This is a genomic window from Enterococcus saigonensis (assembly GCF_011397115.1).
GTDB lineage: Bacteria > Bacillota > Bacilli > Lactobacillales > Enterococcaceae > Enterococcus_C > Enterococcus_C saigonensis.
In genome coordinates this window covers 1,261,835-1,279,568 of sequence record NZ_AP022822.1, presented here as the reverse complement: position 1 = coordinate 1,279,568, position 17,734 = coordinate 1,261,835, and the positions used below count along the sequence as shown (strand labels likewise).

The 17,734-nt window shown below is 35.2% G+C and carries 20 protein-coding genes and 1 riboswitch; of the genes, 4 read left to right on the top strand and 16 right to left on the bottom strand.

All coding sequences use genetic code 11. The annotated features are described in order from the left end of the window. Positions 1–6: 6 nt before the first annotated feature. Positions 7–630 (bottom strand): DUF47 domain-containing protein, encoded by a 624-nt coding sequence (locus EsVE80_RS06040; RefSeq protein ID WP_173102906.1) that lies wholly within the window; start codon positions 628–630, stop codon positions 7–9. Between the two features lie 21 nt (positions 631–651). Continuing rightward, complete coding sequence (locus EsVE80_RS06035) at positions 652–1,635, bottom strand: inorganic phosphate transporter (protein ID WP_173104137.1); 984 nt, start codon at positions 1,633–1,635, stop codon at positions 652–654. Between the two features lie 242 nt (positions 1,636–1,877). On the opposite strand from EsVE80_RS06035, the gene rpsT reads away from it, so the two are divergent. After that, the gene (rpsT, locus tag EsVE80_RS06030) at positions 1,878–2,132 is read left to right on the top strand and encodes a 30S ribosomal protein S20 (protein WP_071864692.1); all 255 of its coding nucleotides are present in this window, start codon (positions 1,878–1,880) and stop codon (positions 2,130–2,132) included. A gap of 37 nt (positions 2,133–2,169) precedes the next feature. Here rpsT and holA read toward each other — a convergent pair whose 3' ends face one another. The 8 genes from holA to EsVE80_RS05990 all read right to left on the bottom strand — a co-directional run bounded on the left by holA (position 2,170) and on the right by EsVE80_RS05990 (position 9,743). Continuing rightward, complete coding sequence (gene holA / locus EsVE80_RS06025) at positions 2,170–3,192, bottom strand: DNA polymerase III subunit delta (RefSeq protein ID WP_173102905.1); 1,023 nt, start codon at positions 3,190–3,192, stop codon at positions 2,170–2,172. 48 nt (positions 3,193–3,240) lie between these two features. Next, a complete protein-coding gene (locus EsVE80_RS06020; protein ID WP_232061290.1) occupies positions 3,241–5,298 on the bottom strand; it encodes a DNA internalization-related competence protein ComEC/Rec2 in 2,058 nt (685 codons plus the stop codon). A gap of 184 nt (positions 5,299–5,482) precedes the next feature. Further along, positions 5,483–5,968, bottom strand: coding sequence for a ComE operon protein 2 (locus tag EsVE80_RS06015; RefSeq protein ID WP_173102904.1), 486 nt, complete (start codon positions 5,966–5,968; stop codon positions 5,483–5,485). 24 nt (positions 5,969–5,992) lie between these two features. Further along, entirely contained in the window at positions 5,993–6,616 is a 624-nt protein-coding gene (locus tag EsVE80_RS06010; RefSeq protein WP_173102903.1) for a helix-hairpin-helix domain-containing protein, read from the bottom strand. A 100-nt stretch (positions 6,617–6,716) separates the two neighbouring features. Beyond that, positions 6,717–7,331 carry an HAD-IA family hydrolase gene (locus tag EsVE80_RS06005; protein ID WP_173102902.1) on the bottom strand — a complete coding sequence of 205 codons (615 nt, stop codon included), beginning with the start codon at positions 7,329–7,331 and terminating at the stop codon, positions 6,717–6,719. A gap of 19 nt (positions 7,332–7,350) precedes the next feature. After that, positions 7,351–8,694, bottom strand: a complete 1,344-nt coding sequence (locus EsVE80_RS06000) for a PFL family protein (protein WP_173102901.1) — start codon at positions 8,692–8,694, stop codon at positions 7,351–7,353. A 15-nt stretch (positions 8,695–8,709) separates the two neighbouring features. Next, on the bottom strand, positions 8,710–8,976 hold the full coding sequence (locus EsVE80_RS05995; RefSeq protein ID WP_173102900.1) for an ACT domain-containing protein: 267 nt from the start codon (positions 8,974–8,976) through the stop codon (positions 8,710–8,712). Between the two features lie 98 nt (positions 8,977–9,074). Next, complete coding sequence (locus tag EsVE80_RS05990) at positions 9,075–9,743, bottom strand: 2,3-bisphosphoglycerate-dependent phosphoglycerate mutase (protein WP_173102899.1); 669 nt, start codon at positions 9,741–9,743, stop codon at positions 9,075–9,077. 181 nt (positions 9,744–9,924) lie between these two features. On the opposite strand from EsVE80_RS05990, the gene EsVE80_RS05985 reads away from it, so the two are divergent. Next, the gene (locus EsVE80_RS05985) at positions 9,925–11,292 is read left to right on the top strand and encodes an MATE family efflux transporter (protein ID WP_173102898.1); all 1,368 of its coding nucleotides are present in this window, start codon (positions 9,925–9,927) and stop codon (positions 11,290–11,292) included. Positions 11,293–11,372: 80 nt separating this feature from the next. On the opposite strand, the gene EsVE80_RS05980 is transcribed toward EsVE80_RS05985, so the two are convergent. The 6 genes from EsVE80_RS05980 to EsVE80_RS05955 all read right to left on the bottom strand — a co-directional run bounded on the left by EsVE80_RS05980 (position 11,373) and on the right by EsVE80_RS05955 (position 15,777). Next, a complete protein-coding gene (locus EsVE80_RS05980) occupies positions 11,373–11,741 on the bottom strand; it encodes a P-II family nitrogen regulator (RefSeq protein WP_173102897.1) in 369 nt (122 codons plus the stop codon). Continuing rightward, positions 11,738–12,493: a DUF1538 domain-containing protein gene (locus EsVE80_RS05975; protein ID WP_408639868.1), complete on the bottom strand. Its 756-nt coding sequence runs from the start codon at positions 12,491–12,493 to the stop codon at positions 11,738–11,740. Before EsVE80_RS05975 ends, EsVE80_RS05980 begins: the two co-directional genes overlap by 4 nt. Continuing rightward, the gene (locus tag EsVE80_RS05970; RefSeq protein WP_173102896.1) at positions 12,490–13,173 is read right to left on the bottom strand and encodes a DUF1538 domain-containing protein; all 684 of its coding nucleotides are present in this window, start codon (positions 13,171–13,173) and stop codon (positions 12,490–12,492) included. Before EsVE80_RS05970 ends, EsVE80_RS05975 begins: the two co-directional genes overlap by 4 nt. A gap of 231 nt (positions 13,174–13,404) precedes the next feature. After that, the gene (locus EsVE80_RS05965) at positions 13,405–14,022 is read right to left on the bottom strand and encodes a 3D domain-containing protein (RefSeq protein ID WP_173102895.1); all 618 of its coding nucleotides are present in this window, start codon (positions 14,020–14,022) and stop codon (positions 13,405–13,407) included. Positions 14,023–14,359: 337 nt separating this feature from the next. After that, positions 14,360–14,497 (bottom strand): hypothetical protein, encoded by a 138-nt coding sequence (locus EsVE80_RS05960; RefSeq protein WP_173102894.1) that lies wholly within the window; start codon positions 14,495–14,497, stop codon positions 14,360–14,362. A 320-nt stretch (positions 14,498–14,817) separates the two neighbouring features. Next, positions 14,818–15,777: an L-lactate dehydrogenase gene (locus EsVE80_RS05955; RefSeq protein ID WP_173102893.1), complete on the bottom strand. Its 960-nt coding sequence runs from the start codon at positions 15,775–15,777 to the stop codon at positions 14,818–14,820. A 146-nt stretch (positions 15,778–15,923) separates the two neighbouring features. Beyond that, a riboswitch (Fluoride riboswitch) is annotated at positions 15,924–15,996 on the top strand. Between the two features lie 107 nt (positions 15,997–16,103). Between EsVE80_RS05955 and EsVE80_RS05950 the strand changes: the two genes are divergently transcribed. Continuing rightward, on the top strand, positions 16,104–17,384 hold the full coding sequence (locus EsVE80_RS05950) for a chloride channel protein (RefSeq protein ID WP_173102892.1): 1,281 nt from the start codon (positions 16,104–16,106) through the stop codon (positions 17,382–17,384). Beyond that, positions 17,374–17,715 (top strand): hypothetical protein, encoded by a 342-nt coding sequence (locus EsVE80_RS05945; RefSeq protein WP_173102891.1) that lies wholly within the window; start codon positions 17,374–17,376, stop codon positions 17,713–17,715. The genes EsVE80_RS05950 and EsVE80_RS05945 overlap by 11 nt, the downstream gene beginning before the upstream one ends. Positions 17,716–17,734: the final 19 nt, after the last annotated feature.

Sequence of the window (17,734 nt, the reverse complement as noted above, 5' to 3'; positions counted from 1 at the left end):
TATTTTTTAGGTGTTTTTGATTACCATGCCATCAATAATATCCACAGCATCTTCACTAGCATTTACAATTTGTTCTAAGCGATCATAGACATCTTTCCACTTGATAATCTCTAAAACATCCGTTTCTTCGGTAAATAAACTTTTTTTCAATTCAGAATACAACTGATCAGATTCTGATTCAACGCGATTTACTTCATCAATCATTTTTTTCAATGTTTTGGAGTGTTTAAACTTTGGGAATTCCTGCATGGCAGTGTGAACGCCATTGGTTGCGACCAAGACCATTTTTGCAAACTCATCTGTTTGTGGCCGCATTTTCGTAATAGCTAAATTTTCAAATAGATAAGTCAAAGCATTAATACCATCTAATATATCATCTATTCTTTCAGCAATGACCAAAATATCTTCCCGATCAATTGGTGTGATAAAAGCATCATATAATTCATTAGTCAGCTCCGTTACAATACGATCGCCTTCTTTTTCTAAGTCATGAATTTTTTCTGCTTCTAAAACAAGCGTTTCAGAAGAATAATTTTTTACCAACTGTACCAATACTTCAGCAGCATCTGCTGCATTTTTAGTTAAATGTGCCATTGCACCTAAAAAGTCATATTGTTTTCTTCGTGCCATTGTATAAGCTCCTTATCAAAATTAAAAGATAGCGACAAATAATTTTGCCATTAAATAGGCAATCAAACCACAACCTGGAAAAGTCATCACCCAGGCAAAAATCATTTCCTTTACAATGCGCCAATCAACACTGGAAAGCCGTCTTGAAGCGCCAACGCCCATAATCGCTGTTGTTTTTGTGTGTGTAGTAGAAACCGGAATACCAAATACTGAGGCTAAAAACAACACAATTGCTGCACTAACATCAGCAGAAAAGCCTTGGTATTTTTCCAACTTCACCATATCCATTCCAACAGATTTAATAATCTTCATTCCACCAACGGAAGTCCCAATTCCCATTGTGATAGAACATAACGCCATTACCCACAATGGAATAGTGAAGCCACCGCCTGTTTTTTCAGCTAGGTTGTTATAGTAAAGGCCTAACATGAAAACCCCCATAAACTTTTGTCCATCTTGTGCGCCATGCAAAAATGCATTTGCCCCAGCAGCAACAGCTTGCCCCACAGTAAAGAACTTATTGGCCTTACGTCGGGGAACATCCCGAAAAATAATAGCAATCAATTTAGTAATTAGATAGCCACCACCAAAACCTAAAATTGTCGAGACCACTAAACCAATTAACACTTTAACCCACTCTTGTCCATTAACCGCACCAAGCCCTCCAAGAGCCATTGCAGAACCAGTCAAACCGGCAATTAAGGCATGGGATTCACTAGTCGGAATTCCAAAATACCAAGCCGCAACGGCCCAGACGACAATCGAAAAAAGTGAAGCAGCAAGTGCTACTTGCGATGCGCCAAGATTTCCCTGAGCATCAAAACTTACAATATTACTGATTGTTTCTGCGACTTGTGCATTAAAATAAGTCATTACTAATGCACCGAGAAAGTTCATGATTACTGCAATCCAGATTGCTACGTTAGGTTTTAAAACACGCGTAGAAACAGCTGTCGCAATAGCATTGGGTGCGTCGGTCCAACCATTAACAAAAATAACACCCATCACCAAAGTAATCGTTACAACTAATGCTATACTCAAAAAATTACACCACCAAAAAGCAGATTTGTTTTTTTACGTTAGTATCATAGCATATTTCGATTTTGTTTGCGCTATTTTTTTAACTTTTTCTGTTAAGTAAAATTTCTTTACAACTTTTATTGCATTGCTTACAATGTTTGGGTATAATGACTAGTGTTGATTTGTGTGACACGTCATACAAAACTTTTTATTCGGAGGTGAAACTTATGCCAAACATTGAATCTGCAATCAAACGCGTGAAAACTAGCACTGCTGCTAACGCTAAAAATTCATCTCAAATGAGTGCTGTGCGTTCAAGCATCAAAAAATTCGAACAAGCTGTCGAAGCTGGTGCCGACAACGTTGAAGCTTTGTATAAAGAAGCTAGCAAAGCGATCGATATGGCCGAAACAAAAGGCTTGATCCACAAAAATAAAGCTAACCGCGATAAAGCTCGTTTAAGCAAAAAAATCGCTAAATAGTCTTAAAAAGCGCTGAGGTTAAAGCCTCAACGCTTTTTTATTTTGCTGTTTTTAAAACAAAAAGTTGAAATAAAAACTCTTTATCCATTTGTCCTGTCTTTACCAAGTAATCATTTTCAACCAATTCATCAAACAAGACCATTAGTTGTTTTTCAGCATATTTTTTTGCTTGTTGCATTGCTAATTTCACACGATAAGGATGAACTTTTAACGTTTGTGCTATATTAGCTTGTTGATACCCCGCTTTCATTAATATCTTAGTTTGCAACAATAACCGCACTTGACCAATTAAAATCGCATTAATTTTAATCGTTTCTTCCCCTTGTAGATGTAAATCATCATATATCCGTAACGCTTTATCGGCATTCCCCGCTAAAACATTTTCTGTCAACTCAAAAATATTATTCTCCAAAGATTGCGGGACAAGCTGTAAAATTATTTCTTTAGTTAGAGGGGCTCCTGTTGCTCCATATAATAGCAACTTCTTCACTTCTTGCATCGCCTTTGTTAAGTCCATTTCTGTAAGCTGCATAAAGGTTTCAAATGCACTACGTTCTAACTGAATCTGAGCGGACTCAAAAGTTTGCCGGACATAACGTTGCACTTCTTGTTCTTTCAAGGGTTGGACATCGATTATCGTTGCTTGTTTTTTCAGCAACTTGCTAACTTTTTTACGTTCGTCCAGCTTTTCGTATGGCGCAATAATAACTACGACGCCACTTTCTGCGGGCGCTGCCAGATACGTTAAAAAGTCGGTTAAGTCTTGTTCAATCACATTACTCTTTTTTTCAGCTGTCAAAAACAAAGGATTTTCAGCAATAATCAAACGCTTGTCTTCAATAGAAAATAAAGATGGTGTTTGCGCTTCTGCTACAACTAAATTCAAAGGATCTTGTTCTAAATCAAAATACACAAAATCCAAGTCATCTTTTTCTAATTGTAGCCGCTCCATGAATGCTTGTTTAATACGATTTTGCAAATAACTTTCAGTACCTAAGATAAGATATAAAGGCGCCAGTGGTTTTTCTTTAATTGCTTGCAATGCTTCTTGGGCTTTCATTTTATTTCTCCTTCAATTACTCTTTTTCTATCCTAACATTTTCAGCTATTAAGGGCTAGAAGAATCTTGGAGTACTTCAGGAGCAGCTACTTGATTTATAAAGCCCCAAGAAAAATAAACCATTCCTTGCTGGTCCGTACGAAAAAGTGCTACTTGATGACTTTTTAATGTTTCCAAGACTTCGTGATGCGGATGATTAAAACGATTACTTAAACCACAAGAAACAATTGCTGCTTGTGGTTTCAGTTGGCCAATAAATCGTGCCGAAGAAGATGTTCTACTTCCATGATGACCTAGTTTTAATACATCGCTTTTCAGATTTTTATATTCCTTTAGTAGACGTTCTTCTCCAGACTGATCTAGGTCCCCAGTCAATAAGAAATTTTGATTTCTTATTTTCGTTTGTACCACAATAGAATCTTCATTTTCACCGTTACTATTTTCTGGAGCAAAAATTTGTAACGGAAAATACCCCTTTACGTAATGCGCTCCGGAAAGTAATTTTAAATCAGTTTTACGCGGAAGTTTTTTTAAAGATTTTGAAAGATTAGGATGTTTTTCACTCCCCGCTCCTAAAATCAGTTCCTTTACAGTAAAATGATGTAATATTTCTGTTAAGTCTCCCATATGATCACTATCCCCATGCGTAATAATCAGCTTATTAATTTTTTTAATGCCACACGCTTTTAAAAAAGGAATCACTGTATTTTGAGCATTACTATTTTGAATTTTTCGTTGCCATTTTTCTTGGGTAAAGGTTATTCTACCTCCTGTGTCGACTAAAATAACTTCACGATTAAAGGGAGCCTTAAATAAGATGCTATCTCCTTGCCCGACGTCAATAAAAGCTGCCATTAGAGGAAATGTTGAACGATTAATCAGGATAGGGAGAAATAGTAATATTCCAACTAATACAATTTTGGGAAATTTTTTTTGATAAAGAAATATTCCAAATACCGTGAGAAAAAAAACATACAAAGTAGGAAGCCAACCAATGGGAACAGTAAAATAAATTGTCCATTTTAGGATATTTTCAAATAAAAAAATAAAATTTTCAAATAAGTAAATCAAAAAGTTAAACGAAAAAACAAATGTACTAATGATAAGTAAAAGCCCCATTGGCAATAAGAAAAACTTAAAGACGGGTAACAATACAACAGTTAGAACACCTCCCAATAAGGGCCACTCGTAAAAATAAAAACAAATGATTGGTAATGCTAATAGCGTTAGCCAACAACTCTTTTTAAAGTCTTTTAACTTTCCTTGCTCATTTTGGGTTACTAATAATAGAAAAGATATGAGAAAAGACAATTGTCCCCCTGTTTGGAAAATCAATAATGGATCTATCCACAAACAAACCAAAAGGACGATGCCAAATTTATCCAATGCAGATAAAACAACTGGCAGTAATTTGGTTAAACTATTTAAGAAGAAAAGCAACGTTGCTCGCCATATTCCAATAGCTCCCCCCGTCAAGACAATAATCAAAACAGCAAAAATAGTCATTGGTAAAATGCTTTCTTTTAATGTCAATCGTAGAAGTTGGAATAAACTTAAAAAAACTCCTAAAAAAATATGCACATGCATCCCAGAAATACTAAAATAGTGTAAAATGCCGCTTGGTGACAACGTCAGTTGTGTTTCCTTAAAATCTTGATCTTTATACCCAAAAAATAGCGCACATAAATAAGCACTCGTTTTCTTGGGTAACTTTTCTTTGAGCTGACGAATCAAATACGCACGAAATTGATTTAGTTCAAAGTTCTTTTTACTGTACCAAGTAATTTTTTTTATATTGATAATGCCACAATAGCCATGGCTCCTCAAATATTGCTTTTGATTAAAACCGGCTAAATTTCGTTGTTGCCTACCTTTAGTAAACGTTCCATTGACAAGCGCATAATTTTGTTGGAGATTCTTTTTTGTCACCCAATTTTTTTCGGATTCATTTTTCAAAGTATAATAACAACGAAACAATGCGCCTTTTTTATTTTCACCATAAAAACTCAAACTGTCTCCGTTAATTTTCAAGCTGTCAGGAGCAACTTTTATCACAAACTGTTGATTTAAAGAGTACGTTTGATCGATTTTTTCTAAAGTCATCATAATACGTGGTACGATAAAAAAACTGCAGCAACCAATTACAAAAATAAGTTTGAATTGGCGGCTGCAACAAAAATAGATACAATATAAAGTTAATAGTAAAAATAGCAGAAAGCAATTTAAGTAAATACCACTAATGAGTAAAACCATTGCCAGACTCGGGAAAATCCAACGATTGGTTAATCCTTTAATCAATTACTTCATTTAAAGAACCAAAAGAAAGTTTTTGAAAATATTCGGGATCTAAAATAACTTTTTGAGCAGTTGCCCCAACTTGTGCAATTAATTCAATCGCATAAGGATCATTACGATAATCATGTAAATAATAAATTTTACGAATTCCGGCCTGTAGTAACGCCTTTGTACACTGTAGGCAAGGAAAATGGGTAACATATACTTCTGCTTGATCTGTCGAGATACCTAATTTAGCACATTGCAATAATGCATTCATTTCGGCATGGATGGTACGAATGCAATGATTATCTACGACATAACACCCATCATCAATACAGTGAATGTCGCCACTAACTGATCCATTATAACCTCCTGCAATAATCCGTTTATCTTTTACTAACGTTGCTCCGACTTCAAGACGGGTACATGTACTGCGTAATGCTAAAAGTACCGCTTGTGCCATAAAATATTGGTCCCAAGGGATTCTTTGATCAGTCATAGTGTTGCTCCTTTATTATTTTATTTATATTGTAATCGATGCACGTAATTTTTCAACCGTCTTTTCTCCGATTCCCGAAACTTCTTTTAGTTCTTCAATTGCTTTAAAATTTCCATTTTCTTCCCGATAACTAATAATTGCCTCTGCTTTTTTGATACCAATACCTGACAGTGTCTGCAGCTCAGTTAAATTTGCGGTATTAATATTAACCATTTCTGTCACATTGTTTTCTGTCTTTTCTTTTTCTACCATATTATTAATACTATTCACTTCTTTTTGATTGGGAACGTAAATCATTTGTTGATCTGTTAATTTTTGCGCTAGATTAATTTCCTTTTGTTGCGCCTCTTTGGTAAAACCACCAGCCAACTCAATAAGTTTTTGCATTCGTGCTTCTCTAGGTAATTCATAAACACCAGGTTTGACAACTTCTCCTTTAACATCTACGGTTATTCTATCGTCTTTATCCTTACTATTACTTTTCTTAGCTTCTTTTGTCTGATTGCTACTGCTTGCTACAGGAAGTGCTTCCCAAGGTTGGTCATCGCTTTGTTTTTTCCAAATAAACAATCCCCCTATAATTAGTAAGAAAATGGATACTACACTAAGAATCAGCAAACGGTTTTTTTGTTCATAAAAAAATTGCATTTTCTTCCTCCTTTCACAATTATTTACGCAAAAGAAAAAGAAAAAAATGCAACAATCAAAAAATCGTAAAAATCAGCCTAAGCTAATTTTTACGATTTTTTTAATTTAAGATGAGATTTTGTAATTGTTGAAAATCAGTAGCATGATAATCGGCAGCGATATTTTTCAATAAATTTTCATTATCAAAAAAACAAGTTTTTAAACCTGCATTCTGACCTGCTGCAATATCTAAAAGTCGATCCCCAATCATAACCGTTTGGCTTTTTTGCAGCTCATATTTACCAACCAAATAAAGTAACGCCTCTGGACTAGGTTTTCGAGCGAATCTATTTTCTTCACCCACAATTTCAATAAAAAAATCAGTCAATTGATAATAGCTTAATAGTTTTTTTGTAGAAGAGACAGTTCGGTGAGTCATAATAAAATTTTGACCACCCTTCTCTTTCACTGCAGATAGCATCTCTTTTACACCTTCAAAAGGACGTGGCCACTTTTTCATTTCATCTTCATACTTATGAAAGCGTTCGGAAAAATCAACAAAATTCAAATGATAGTGTTCAGCAACCGCTTTGGAAGATTTTTCTTTCAAAAGCCGATAGATTTCCTCACCTTTGGCATCTATTCCTTCTTCTTGCAAAACTATTAAAATGGCTTTTAACATATTGGGGTACGTATTAAATAATGTTCCATCAAAATCCCAAATAAACTCTTTCATTTGTACCACCCACCAACTTTTAGTTTTTAAACGAATGGATAGGCGCAGGAATTCGGCCGCCTCGTGCAATAAAATCTGCACTTTTTGCAGGGTTAACTTTCATAACCGGTGCTCTACCTAACAGTCCACCAAACTCTACCATATCGCCTACTTTTTGACCTTTCGCCGGAATAATGCGAACAGCTGTAGTTTTATGATTAATCACACCAATTGCTGCTTCATCGGCAATCATCGCCGCAATCGTTTCAGCAGTTGTATCACCAGGAATAGCAATCATATCCAGTCCAACCGAACAAATCGCAGTCATCGCTTCTAATTTTTCTAAATTTAGTAATCCATTTTCGACAGCTCTAATCATACCCGCATCTTCAGAAACCGGAATAAAAGCTCCAGATAGTCCGCCAACGTGATTACATGCCATGACGCCTCCTTTTTTCACTGCATCATTTAAAAGCGCTAAAGCAGCAGTAGTTCCGTGAGTTCCGACTGATTCTAAACCCATTTCTTCTAAAATTAAAGCTACACTATCTCCTACGGCAGGCGTTGGTGCTAATGATAAATCGACTATTCCAAAAGGTACGCCCAAACGTTTTGAAGCGACTTGTCCAACCATTTGACCCATGCGCGTGATTTTAAAAGCAGTTTTCTTAACTGTTTCCGCCACTACATCAAAAGATTCTCCTTTAACTTTTTCCAATGCCCTTTTTACTACACCCGGACCACTGACACCTACGTTAATTTCACAATCGGCTTCGCCAATGCCATGAAAAGCACCAGCCATAAAAGGATTATCTTCTACTGCGTTAGCAAAAACAACTAATTTTGCACAACCCATATCAGAGGCATCCGCTGTCTTTTTTATTGTTTCGCCCATTAATTTGACCGCATCCATATTAATCCCTGCTCGCGTAGAACCAATATTTACCGATGAACAAACAAATTGGGTTTCTTTTAGTGCTTCTGGAATAGAAGCAATTAATGCTTTATCTGCACCCTGATATCCCTTTTCTACTAACGCAGAAAATCCACCAATGAAATTTACACCTAAAGCAACTGCCGCTTTATCTAAAGTCTTTGCAAACGGAATACAATCGTTTGTTCCACTTGCTGCTGCAATAAGTGAAATGGGGGTTACTGAAATTCGCTTATTAATAATAGGAATACCAAATTCTGTTTCAATATCTTCTCCTACTTTCACCAGATTGCGGGCTTTTGTAGTAATTTTTTGATAGATATTATCACAGGTCTTATTGACATCACTGCTGATACAATCTAGTAAAGAGATTCCCATTGTAATGGTTCGTATATCCAAGTTTTCTTCTTCTACCATACGAATAGTTTCTAAAATCTGATTTGTCTCCATGGTTAAAACTCCTTACTATAATTTATGCATTGCATTAAAAATTTCTTCATTTTGAATGTTGATTTTAACGCCTAACTTGTCTCCAACCAAGTTGAGTGCCTTTTTGATACTTTCAAAATCTGCATTTTGTGTTAACTGTAACATCATGGTCATTGTAAAATAATCTTCCATAATGGTTTGAGAGACATCTAAAATATTAATATCTAAATCAGCCAATTTTTGACTGACACCGGCGATAATTCCAACCTTGTCTTGTCCAATTACTGTTAAAATAGCTTTCATAAAAATACCTCCTGTTTTTTTCGAGTATAGCAAAAATAAACTGTCCTTTCGACAAAAAAGTGAACAAAAATAAAACTTTCCAATTAAAAAGTTCGTGTTTATAACATATTTTTACTTATTATATGCAATCTTTCGTCAAATTCATAAACAATAGGTGCAGCATTGGGAATCTTAATTGTTTCCATCTCATTTTCCGGAACGGCTTCCAAATATTTCACTAATGCGCGTAGACTATTGCCGTGGCCGGCTATTAAAATATTTTTCCCTTTTAGTAGTTGCGGAACAATTTGATCTTGCCACAAGGGAACAACTCGCTTAACCGTTAAGTTTAAACTTTCTCCTTTTGGTAAATCTTGAATCGCCAAGTTTTGATAGCGACGATCAAAATTTCCCACCAGTTCTAATGGCGGCACTTCAAAATAACCTCGTCGCCACTTTTTAACTTGTTCTACGCCGTAAATTGCTATCATCTCATCTTTGTTTTTGCCAATTAACGCCCCATAATGTCGTTCATTTAAGCGCCAAGTCTTTACTACAGGCAACCACAATTGATTACTTGCTTCTAAGACCAATTGACTTGTTACAATAGCACGTTGCAAAACAGAAGTAAAAACAGCATCAAAATGGATATTGGCTTCTTTAATTTTTACTCCCGCTGCTTTTGCTTGATTTTCTCCTTTTGTGGTCAATGGAACATCAAGCCAGCCCGTCCAATAATTTTCAAAATTTGCAATACTTTCACCGTGGCGTATCAATACAACTTTCATCCTGCCGCCTCCTTACCGTTATTATCCCAGTAATAAAAAGAAATGTCATGAAAAAGATGAAAATTCTGGCAAAACCTTTTTGAAAAGGCTTGTATTTAATCGCCGTTATGCTACCATTTACTGTGCCTAGCTCAATAAGTTTGAATAAATAATAATTTTACAAAAAAATAGGAGTAAATAGATGAAAGATCTGACAAAGGGAACACCGGCTAAACTTATTTTTATGTTTACAATTCCATTATTTGTAGGGAATATTTTCCAACAATTTTACAATATGGTAGACATGATTATTGTTGGTCAAACAATCGGAAAAGACGCTTTAGCTGCAGTAGGTTCAACAGGTAGTATCACCTTTTTAATCATCGGATTTGCCCAAGGATTAACAGCAGGACTTTCCATTATCACAGCGCAACGTTTTGGTGCAAAAGATTATAAAGGGGTAAAAAAGAGTTTTGCTGCTAGTCTTGTAATCAGTTTAATCGTTACACTTGTTTTAACCATACTAAGTTTGATTTTTCTAGAACCTCTATTGCATATTATGCAAACCCCACCCGAAATTTTTGAACAAGCACAAGAATTTATTTCGGTTATACTAGGTGGGATGTTTGCAGCTATGGCGTTTAACCTTTTAAGCAATATGGTACGTGCATTAGGCGATAGTCGCACGCCTTTATTTTTCTTGATTTTTGCAGTAATTATCAACGTCATATTAGATTTAGTTTTTATTACCAAATTTAATATGGGCGTCGCTGGAGCTGGTTATGCAACGGTTATCGCCCAAATGTCAGCCAGTTTGATGTGTTTTGTTTATATTAAACGGCGCATTCCTTTACTACAAATTAGTAAAAAAGATTTTAAAGCATTAAAAGCGGAATACCGTGTTCACTTAAATGCTGGTTTACCAATGGCCTTTCAAGCTTCTATTATTGCAATCGGGGCAGTTATTTTACAGTCCGCTCTAAATAGTTTGGGGACCGATGCAGTAGCCGCTCAAGCTGCCGCCGGTCGAATTGATCAGTTTGCGACTCAGCCCATGATGAGTTTCGGTGTCACTATGGCCACTTTTACCGCCCAAAATTATGGTGCCAAAGAATATGGCCGTATTTTAGAAGGCGTTAAGCAATGCTTAATTATGAGTATTATTTTTAGTATCATTGCTGGGATTGTCGTAATTTTATTTGGTGATTCTTTTGTCGCGTTATTTGTCAATCGTAGTGAAACAAAAGTTTTTGAATTGGCGCGTATTTACTTCCTAATTGTTGCTAGCCTATATTGGATTTTAGCTATTCTCTTCATTTTACGTTATACTCTCCAGGGTTTAGGACAAACAAAAATCCCTACCATTGCTGGTATTATGGAATTAATCATGCGTTCTTTTGCTGCAATTGTTTTAACCCACTACTTCCAATATCCAGGTGCAGCAGCTGCGTCACCATTAGCTTGGGCAGGATCGGTAATCGTTTTATTATATTCTTATATTAAAGCCATGAAAGATTTACGCCGTTTAGATCAAGAGCAAAAAGTACAATTACCAAATGAAACTCCTTAAATTAAAAATATCCAGTAGTTATCTCTTCGTCTTTAAAAAGAATAAGTGATAACTACTGGATATTTTTCTTTACTGTTACACTAATCTAATAATTGATCCATATCAACTACTTTTCGATAGGAATTAATTTCTGTGATTCCCATCACCTTATCAATATCAATACTAAAACAAATCCCATTTCCTGGTTCACTAATTCTAATTCCTTTACCAATTGCATCCATCACTTCATTTGTTAAACTATCAGGAACTAAAGTCAACACAATATCTTTTTCTGGTTCAATTTCAATACCAAAGAACTTTCCTTTATCGTGAGAACCAGATCCCTTGCCATGGAGCAAAGTTCCGCCATTTGCTCCAGCAAGTTTTGAATATTTAACGACCTCATCCCCAATGCCACGATCCACAATTGTAATAATCATTTCAAGATTCAATGCTACTGGTTTATTCATTTCTCATCCTCCATTATTACTACTTTTTGTTCTGCTCTTCTTTTATAAATATAACCTAATGCTAATGTCGATAGAATCGGGGTTAAGGCAATTAAAGCGACAACACCAAAACCATCAATTAAAGGGCTACGCCCTTCAATTTCAGATGCAATGGCAACTGCCATTGATAAAATAAAGGTCGAACACATAGGACCTGTCGCTACTCCACCATTATCAAAAGCCATAGCTAAAAACATTTTGTCAACTTTGCGCCCCAAAATAAAAACTAAGAGATAACCCGGAATAAGAAAATAATATAGACTAAAACCTGCTAATAACCGCCACATGGACAGACTAACAGCTGCACCTATTCCAAGAGAAACAACTGCTAACAAAATTCTGCCTCGGATGGTACCGCCACTTTCTTCTTCAACTTGTTTAACCATCACATGAATTGCTGGTTCAGCAAAACCTACGAGAAACCCCATCAAAAAGCCCAAGGGAATTAGTATCCAGTTATACTCCAGCTGTGCAATTTCACTACCTAAATATTGTCCCACTGGTACGTAGGCAATATTAACGCCATGCAAAAATAAAATTAGACCGATTGTTGTAATTAAAAAGCCCTTTAAAATCTGACTGAATTTTTTTTTACTTAATTTAAAGCTTGTAAAATTTAACAAAATAAATAAAAAGACAATCGGAAAAATTGCAATTAAGACATCTTTAATCATTTCAGTAAAACCAGTAAAGACCTGTTGTAAAAAGATCACTGAAAAATCACCCCCAAAACCATCACGGCAAGAATTGGTCCTAGTGAGGAAACCCCCACCATTCCAAAACTGTCATTTTCTCCTTTCCCTTGATGAATCATACTAGTTAAACCGCTAGCCAGAGCTAAAATAAAAGGTACCGTAACCGGCCCTGTTGTCACACCACCAGCATCAAAGGCAATGGGCATAAATTCCGGACTAGTGAAAAAAGAGGCGATGAAAACTGCAACATAACCAACTAACATCATTTGATAATAGGATAGTCGAAATACTGTTCGCAACAGGGCAAACGCCAAAAATATCCCTGTCCCAATGCTTACTACTCCAATCAAGACTGCTTTTGTAATAGTACCTTCAGAAATTTCTGTTACTTGCTGAGCCAGGACTTGAACAGAAGGCTCTGCAATTGTTATGCCAATTCCAATTGAAAATCCCAGACTAATCATAATTGCTAAACTACGCCGTTTGATCATATACTCCCCTACTAATTCACCAACACGTAACATCGAATATTCAGCCCCAAATAAAAATAAGGTCATCCCAACCATCATAATTCCAGCACCTACAATAAAAGTTGCCAAATCTTCAACAGGTAATGGTGCAAAAATAAAAGTCAAAATGATTATCAAGACAGTCATCGGTAAAATCGCAACAATTACTTCTTGAAAATTTTTTTGCATATTTTCCCTCCTTAACAAATATTCACTTTCTTTCTCAAAAAAGCTTCCAATAATTCAAGTATACAATAAAATGACAAATAAAATACAAAACTATGTAACTATTTTAATAATACAATTTATTATCTCATAATTTTATTAATTAGTTTTTCATACCTAATACAAAAAAATAGCTCAATTCTGTCCTTTTTTAAAGAAAAGAGACTGAATTGAACTACTCGCAATATTTTTATATTAGTTATCTAAAATCGTTACTTGTACTTGACGACGCCCCCAAGCATTACATTGCGCTGCTGTTGGGAAATGAACATCAATAATATTTCCTTGAATTGCAGAACCGGTATCTACCGCATAAGCTTCACCATAACCTTCTACATATAGATGTGTACCTAAGGGAATTACATTCGGATCAACAGCTACTGCCATAGGATTTTCCAAAAGATTTTGACCTGTTGCAGTCACCGTTCCCCCTCCTAAAGCATCAGCAGGGTCTGAACTATATGCCGTTGACTCCATTGTGAAAGTACGACCTGAATAGCCTGTTTGGTTTTCATCTTGTGTCGTAGTTTGACTAGCTTGGGAAGCCGTAGCTTCTGTTGATGTTGTAACATTTTTGTCTGTATCAAATTTTAATACTTGACCATCAATGATCAAATCGACATTTTTAATATTATTTGCTGTTGCAATTGTTTGTACATGATCTGTGTCACCATAGTATTTCAATGAAATACTTGTTAATGTGTCTGAACTTGTAACGGTATGCTCAACTTCTGCTGCATTGGCATTAACACCAAATGCTGCGATGCCAGCTAAAAGTGCTGTTGTTGTAAAAAGCGATTTTACTAATTTCATATATAAGTTGCTCCTTTATGATTTCAATATTCGTCTCAAACGACTTTTATATCATAACAAGGAGCGACAACTTGTAGGTAACAACACCATAACAGAATATTTCAGTTCTACAAAGTTTATTACAAAAAACCACGTTTATTTAAAAATAGCCGTGCAATTCCTTTCAAATTTGGAAGTATTTATCCCATAATATTCTGACAATTGTCATACAGCAATTAAAATTAAGGTACAAAAAATTAAGAAAACTTTAAATGGCATCATAAATTATTATTTTCCACTTAAAAATTACAAAAATATTATTTTGTTACTTCATGACGAAATGTAGTCCAAATACTTACTATCGCTTTTTACGGTAGTACTTTATTAAATTTGTTATTAAAATTGTACCGCATACAATCATGGAAACATCTTGAATGGTTTTTCTTTCAATCGTCAATTGGTAATGAAAATCTTTATTTTTAACTTCTACTTGCAATTTCTGCCCTCCTAAAAACCAGTTAGTGTTTTTTGTGCAGCTTCACTAAGTTTGTCAATTCAATTTGTACAATTAATACTTCTTTTACTTTATTTAGGGCCTTAGATATTTGTCATTTAATAGCATAATTTCCGTATCTGTCTTTCTTAAACAATCTGCTCATACAAATCAGCTCTTGGTAAGCGCGTTTTTATAGCGTTGAGTTATCAAATTATTCATTATTTTATTTTTTAAAAGATTTTTACGCAAAATTTTCGCACTAGTTAATGACTATCAAGCTCCATAATTTTTCCAGAAACACTGTAGGACGTTCAACTAGACTAGTTTTCATACTTTCGAATTTTTTCTGTATATTCACGAATAACAGTTGCAGAATGACGGAATTTAGCTTCTTCTTCTGCTGTCATATGAATTTCTAAAATATCAAAGACACCCGAACGATTTAAAACTGCTGGAACGCCTGCAAAAATCCCTACTTCATTATATTCACCTTCTAATAAAGTAGAAACTGGAACAATTGAATTTTCATCATATAAGACTGCTTTAATAATACCGACGCAAGCTGAAGCGATACCGTAATATGTTGTTCCTTTACGATTGTAGATTTCCCAACCTTCTTGTGTTGTCTTGTAGACGATTTCATCTAAATCAACATCTCCAACTAGTTCTGCATTGTCTGCAATAATGTCTGTAAATGATTTTCCTGCTACGGTGACTGTCGACCAAGGTACCATTAAAGAATCTCCGTGTTCACCTAAAGCATAGGCATAAACACTTCTAGGATCAACATCCACTAAATCTGCTAAAAAGTTTTGTAGCCGAGCGGAATCAACAGAAGTCCCCGAACCGATAACCTGATTTTTTGGTAGACCTGATAATTTATAAACTAAATGCGCTAACATATCTACAGGATTAGAAACAACAACGAATATCCCATCAAAACCGCTTTGCATTACGGGCTGCACAATTGATTTGGCAATTTTGGCACTGATATCTAATGTGTCTAACCGCGTTTGACCAGCTTTTGGAGGAGCTCCTGCAGTAATAACTACAATATCAGCATCGCCACAATCAGCATATGTTCCGGCTTTCACTCGAACATTTCGCCCCAAAAATCGGATAGAATTGCGTAAGTCCCGCACTTCACCGGATGCTTTTTCAGCATTAATATCTACCATTAACACTTCATCACAAACCCCTTGTGTAATTAAACTGAAGGCTGTTGAAGAACCTACTAGACCGCTACCAATAATGGCGACTTTAGATTTATTTATTCGCATATTTTTCACCTCAAAATTATTTTAAGTACAACATCATGTTATCAAAACATGGTCAAACTGACAAAGTTTTGCGATTATATATTTACAAAAAAATTTCTGAAATTTTCTTGACTTGAATAATGCTTTTCGCTAGACTAACAATAGTTAAATATTTTGGGAATGATGTTCTCCCTTGGATTTATCCAAAACCGCAATTACGCTAATGACTTCTACAAGTTTATTTGTAGAAGTCATTAGCTTTTTTTGTCTTTATTTCCAAACTTTGAACAATAAAGAAATAAGAACATTATTACCATTATTAAATAGCATAATATAGGAGGATTTAAATGAAAGAAAAATCAGGAATAAAAATAGTCAAAGAAAGCGGAATTTTTTATGGAGCTATATTAATTGTTGCACTTACCACGGGAACTATTTCTCATTTCTTATTAACTGGTTTAACTTGGGTAGGAAATTTTCGTGATAGTCATTTTTACCTATTATACTTACTTCCCGTACTTGGGATAATTACTGCTTATTCGTATCAAACTTACGGAAAAGGCGCAGACAAAGGTAATAATTTAATTATTGAAAGTATTCAAAAAGAAGCACCTGTTCCTGTTAGAATGGGATTTTTTACTTTCTTTTTCACAATTTTTTCTCACTTATTTGGTGCGTCTGTAGGACGCGAAGGAAGTGCCGTTCAAATTGGTGGTGTTATTTCCAATAGATTAGGATTAAAATTAAAATTAAACAAAAAAAAGCGAAAATTGCTAGTCCACGCTGGAATTAGTGCCGGTTTTGCCTCTATTTTTGGTACCCCTTTGGCAGGTGCTTTTTTTGGGATGGAAATGGCTTATATTGGCAAAATTGAACGAAACGCTTTGCTTTCTTGTTTTATGGCTGCTTATCTAGGAGATTTTACTGCACAACTTTGGGGAACTACTCACACTCATCATTATATTACTGAGTTAACAAGCATTACACCTCGTCTACTTTTTGCCTTTGTTCTCGCAAGTATTTTATTTGGGTTAGCTGGACGACTTTTTGCTTATTTAACTCACCATGCCAAAAAAATTTATCGCAAATTTTTTAGCAACTATTTAATACGCGCGTTTATCACTGCAGGGATTGTTGTTGTTTTAATGACCATTTTAAATGGACAAAAGTATGAAGGCTTGAGTTTGTGGATGATGGACGATGCTTTTACGGGAGTAGCAACAGCAAAAGAAGGTTTGTTTAAATTATTTTTTACTAGTTTAAGTTTAGGAGCTGGTTTTCAAGGCGGAGAAGTTACTCCGTTATTTGATATTGGTTCTGCATTAGGCTCAGGAATCGCTTCATTTTTTCATCTAACACCTAGTCTTTTTGCTGCGATAGGAATGATTTGTGTCTTTGGGTGTGCCGCCAATGCGCCTTTAACGACAATTATGTTGGGAATTGACTTATTTGGTTCCAAAATGCTGCCATTTTATGTAGTTAGTGCTTTTATTAGTTATTTCATCTCGGGCCATCAAGGAATTTATACTTCTCAGTTAATTATTCGACCAAAATCTACTCTCTTAGCTCATCATATTGGCCATCGTTTATCTGAATTACCTAAAGTAGGAGTCTCAAATGAAAACTAATTCAGAAAAAGTCATTCTTTCTAAACTATTTGGAAAAAAAAGAGTTCACACGTTACACTTTAATCAGACTGGCCCAAAGTATTTTCAAATTAGAGTCCACGAAGGCGTTGTACAAGTAGTTCATAATAGCTATAGTTTGGATGGTAACAATTGGGTAGATAATCCCAAACGACATAGCAGCTATCAATCACAATATGTCATAAAAGCTGGCGAGGAAAGAATTGTCAAATACGAAATTGGTAAAGTGCAAAAACAACATGATAAAGTTTTTGTAATAAATCATCATTTATTCCAACTAGCTAGCTTTTCTATTCATGAGATTGCTGATTAACAAGCATATTATTATAGCT

What these genes read in the sequence shown, in the direction of transcription:
- EsVE80_RS06005 (WP_173102902.1), bottom strand. Translation starts at nt 7,331, where the DNA reads ATGAAAGAGTTTATTTGGGATTTTGATGGAACATTATTTAATACGTAC.
- EsVE80_RS05955 (WP_173102893.1), bottom strand. Translation starts at nt 15,777, where the DNA reads ATGCGAATAAATAAATCTAAAGTCGCCATTATTGGTAGCGGTCTAGTA.
- EsVE80_RS06000 (WP_173102901.1), bottom strand. Translation starts at nt 8,694, where the DNA reads ATGGAGACAAATCAGATTTTAGAAACTATTCGTATGGTAGAAGAAGAA.
- EsVE80_RS06020 (WP_232061290.1), bottom strand. Translation starts at nt 5,298, where the DNA reads ATGATGACTTTAGAAAAAATCGATCAAACGTACTCTTTAAATCAACAG.
- EsVE80_RS05985 (WP_173102898.1), top strand. Translation starts at nt 9,925, where the DNA reads ATGAAAGATCTGACAAAGGGAACACCGGCTAAACTTATTTTTATGTTT.
- EsVE80_RS06015 (WP_173102904.1), bottom strand. Translation starts at nt 5,968, where the DNA reads ATGACTGATCAAAGAATCCCTTGGGACCAATATTTTATGGCACAAGCG.
- rpsT (WP_071864692.1), top strand. Translation starts at nt 1,878, where the DNA reads ATGCCAAACATTGAATCTGCAATCAAACGCGTGAAAACTAGCACTGCT.
- EsVE80_RS06010 (WP_173102903.1), bottom strand. Translation starts at nt 6,616, where the DNA reads ATGCAATTTTTTTATGAACAAAAAAACCGTTTGCTGATTCTTAGTGTA.
- EsVE80_RS06040 (WP_173102906.1), bottom strand. Translation starts at nt 630, where the DNA reads ATGGCACGAAGAAAACAATATGACTTTTTAGGTGCAATGGCACATTTA.
- EsVE80_RS06035 (WP_173104137.1), bottom strand. Translation starts at nt 1,635, where the DNA reads ATGGGTGTTATTTTTGTTAATGGTTGGACCGACGCACCCAATGCTATT.
- EsVE80_RS05980 (WP_173102897.1), bottom strand. Translation starts at nt 11,741, where the DNA reads ATGAATAAACCAGTAGCATTGAATCTTGAAATGATTATTACAATTGTG.
- EsVE80_RS05945 (WP_173102891.1), top strand. Translation starts at nt 17,374, where the DNA reads ATGAAAACTAATTCAGAAAAAGTCATTCTTTCTAAACTATTTGGAAAA.
- EsVE80_RS05950 (WP_173102892.1), top strand. Translation starts at nt 16,104, where the DNA reads ATGAAAGAAAAATCAGGAATAAAAATAGTCAAAGAAAGCGGAATTTTT.
- EsVE80_RS05995 (WP_173102900.1), bottom strand. Translation starts at nt 8,976, where the DNA reads ATGAAAGCTATTTTAACAGTAATTGGACAAGACAAGGTTGGAATTATC.
- holA (WP_173102905.1), bottom strand. Translation starts at nt 3,192, where the DNA reads ATGAAAGCCCAAGAAGCATTGCAAGCAATTAAAGAAAAACCACTGGCG.
- EsVE80_RS05965 (WP_173102895.1), bottom strand. Translation starts at nt 14,022, where the DNA reads ATGAAATTAGTAAAATCGCTTTTTACAACAACAGCACTTTTAGCTGGC.
- EsVE80_RS05970 (WP_173102896.1), bottom strand. Translation starts at nt 13,173, where the DNA reads ATGCAAAAAAATTTTCAAGAAGTAATTGTTGCGATTTTACCGATGACT.
- EsVE80_RS05990 (WP_173102899.1), bottom strand. Translation starts at nt 9,743, where the DNA reads ATGAAAGTTGTATTGATACGCCACGGTGAAAGTATTGCAAATTTTGAA.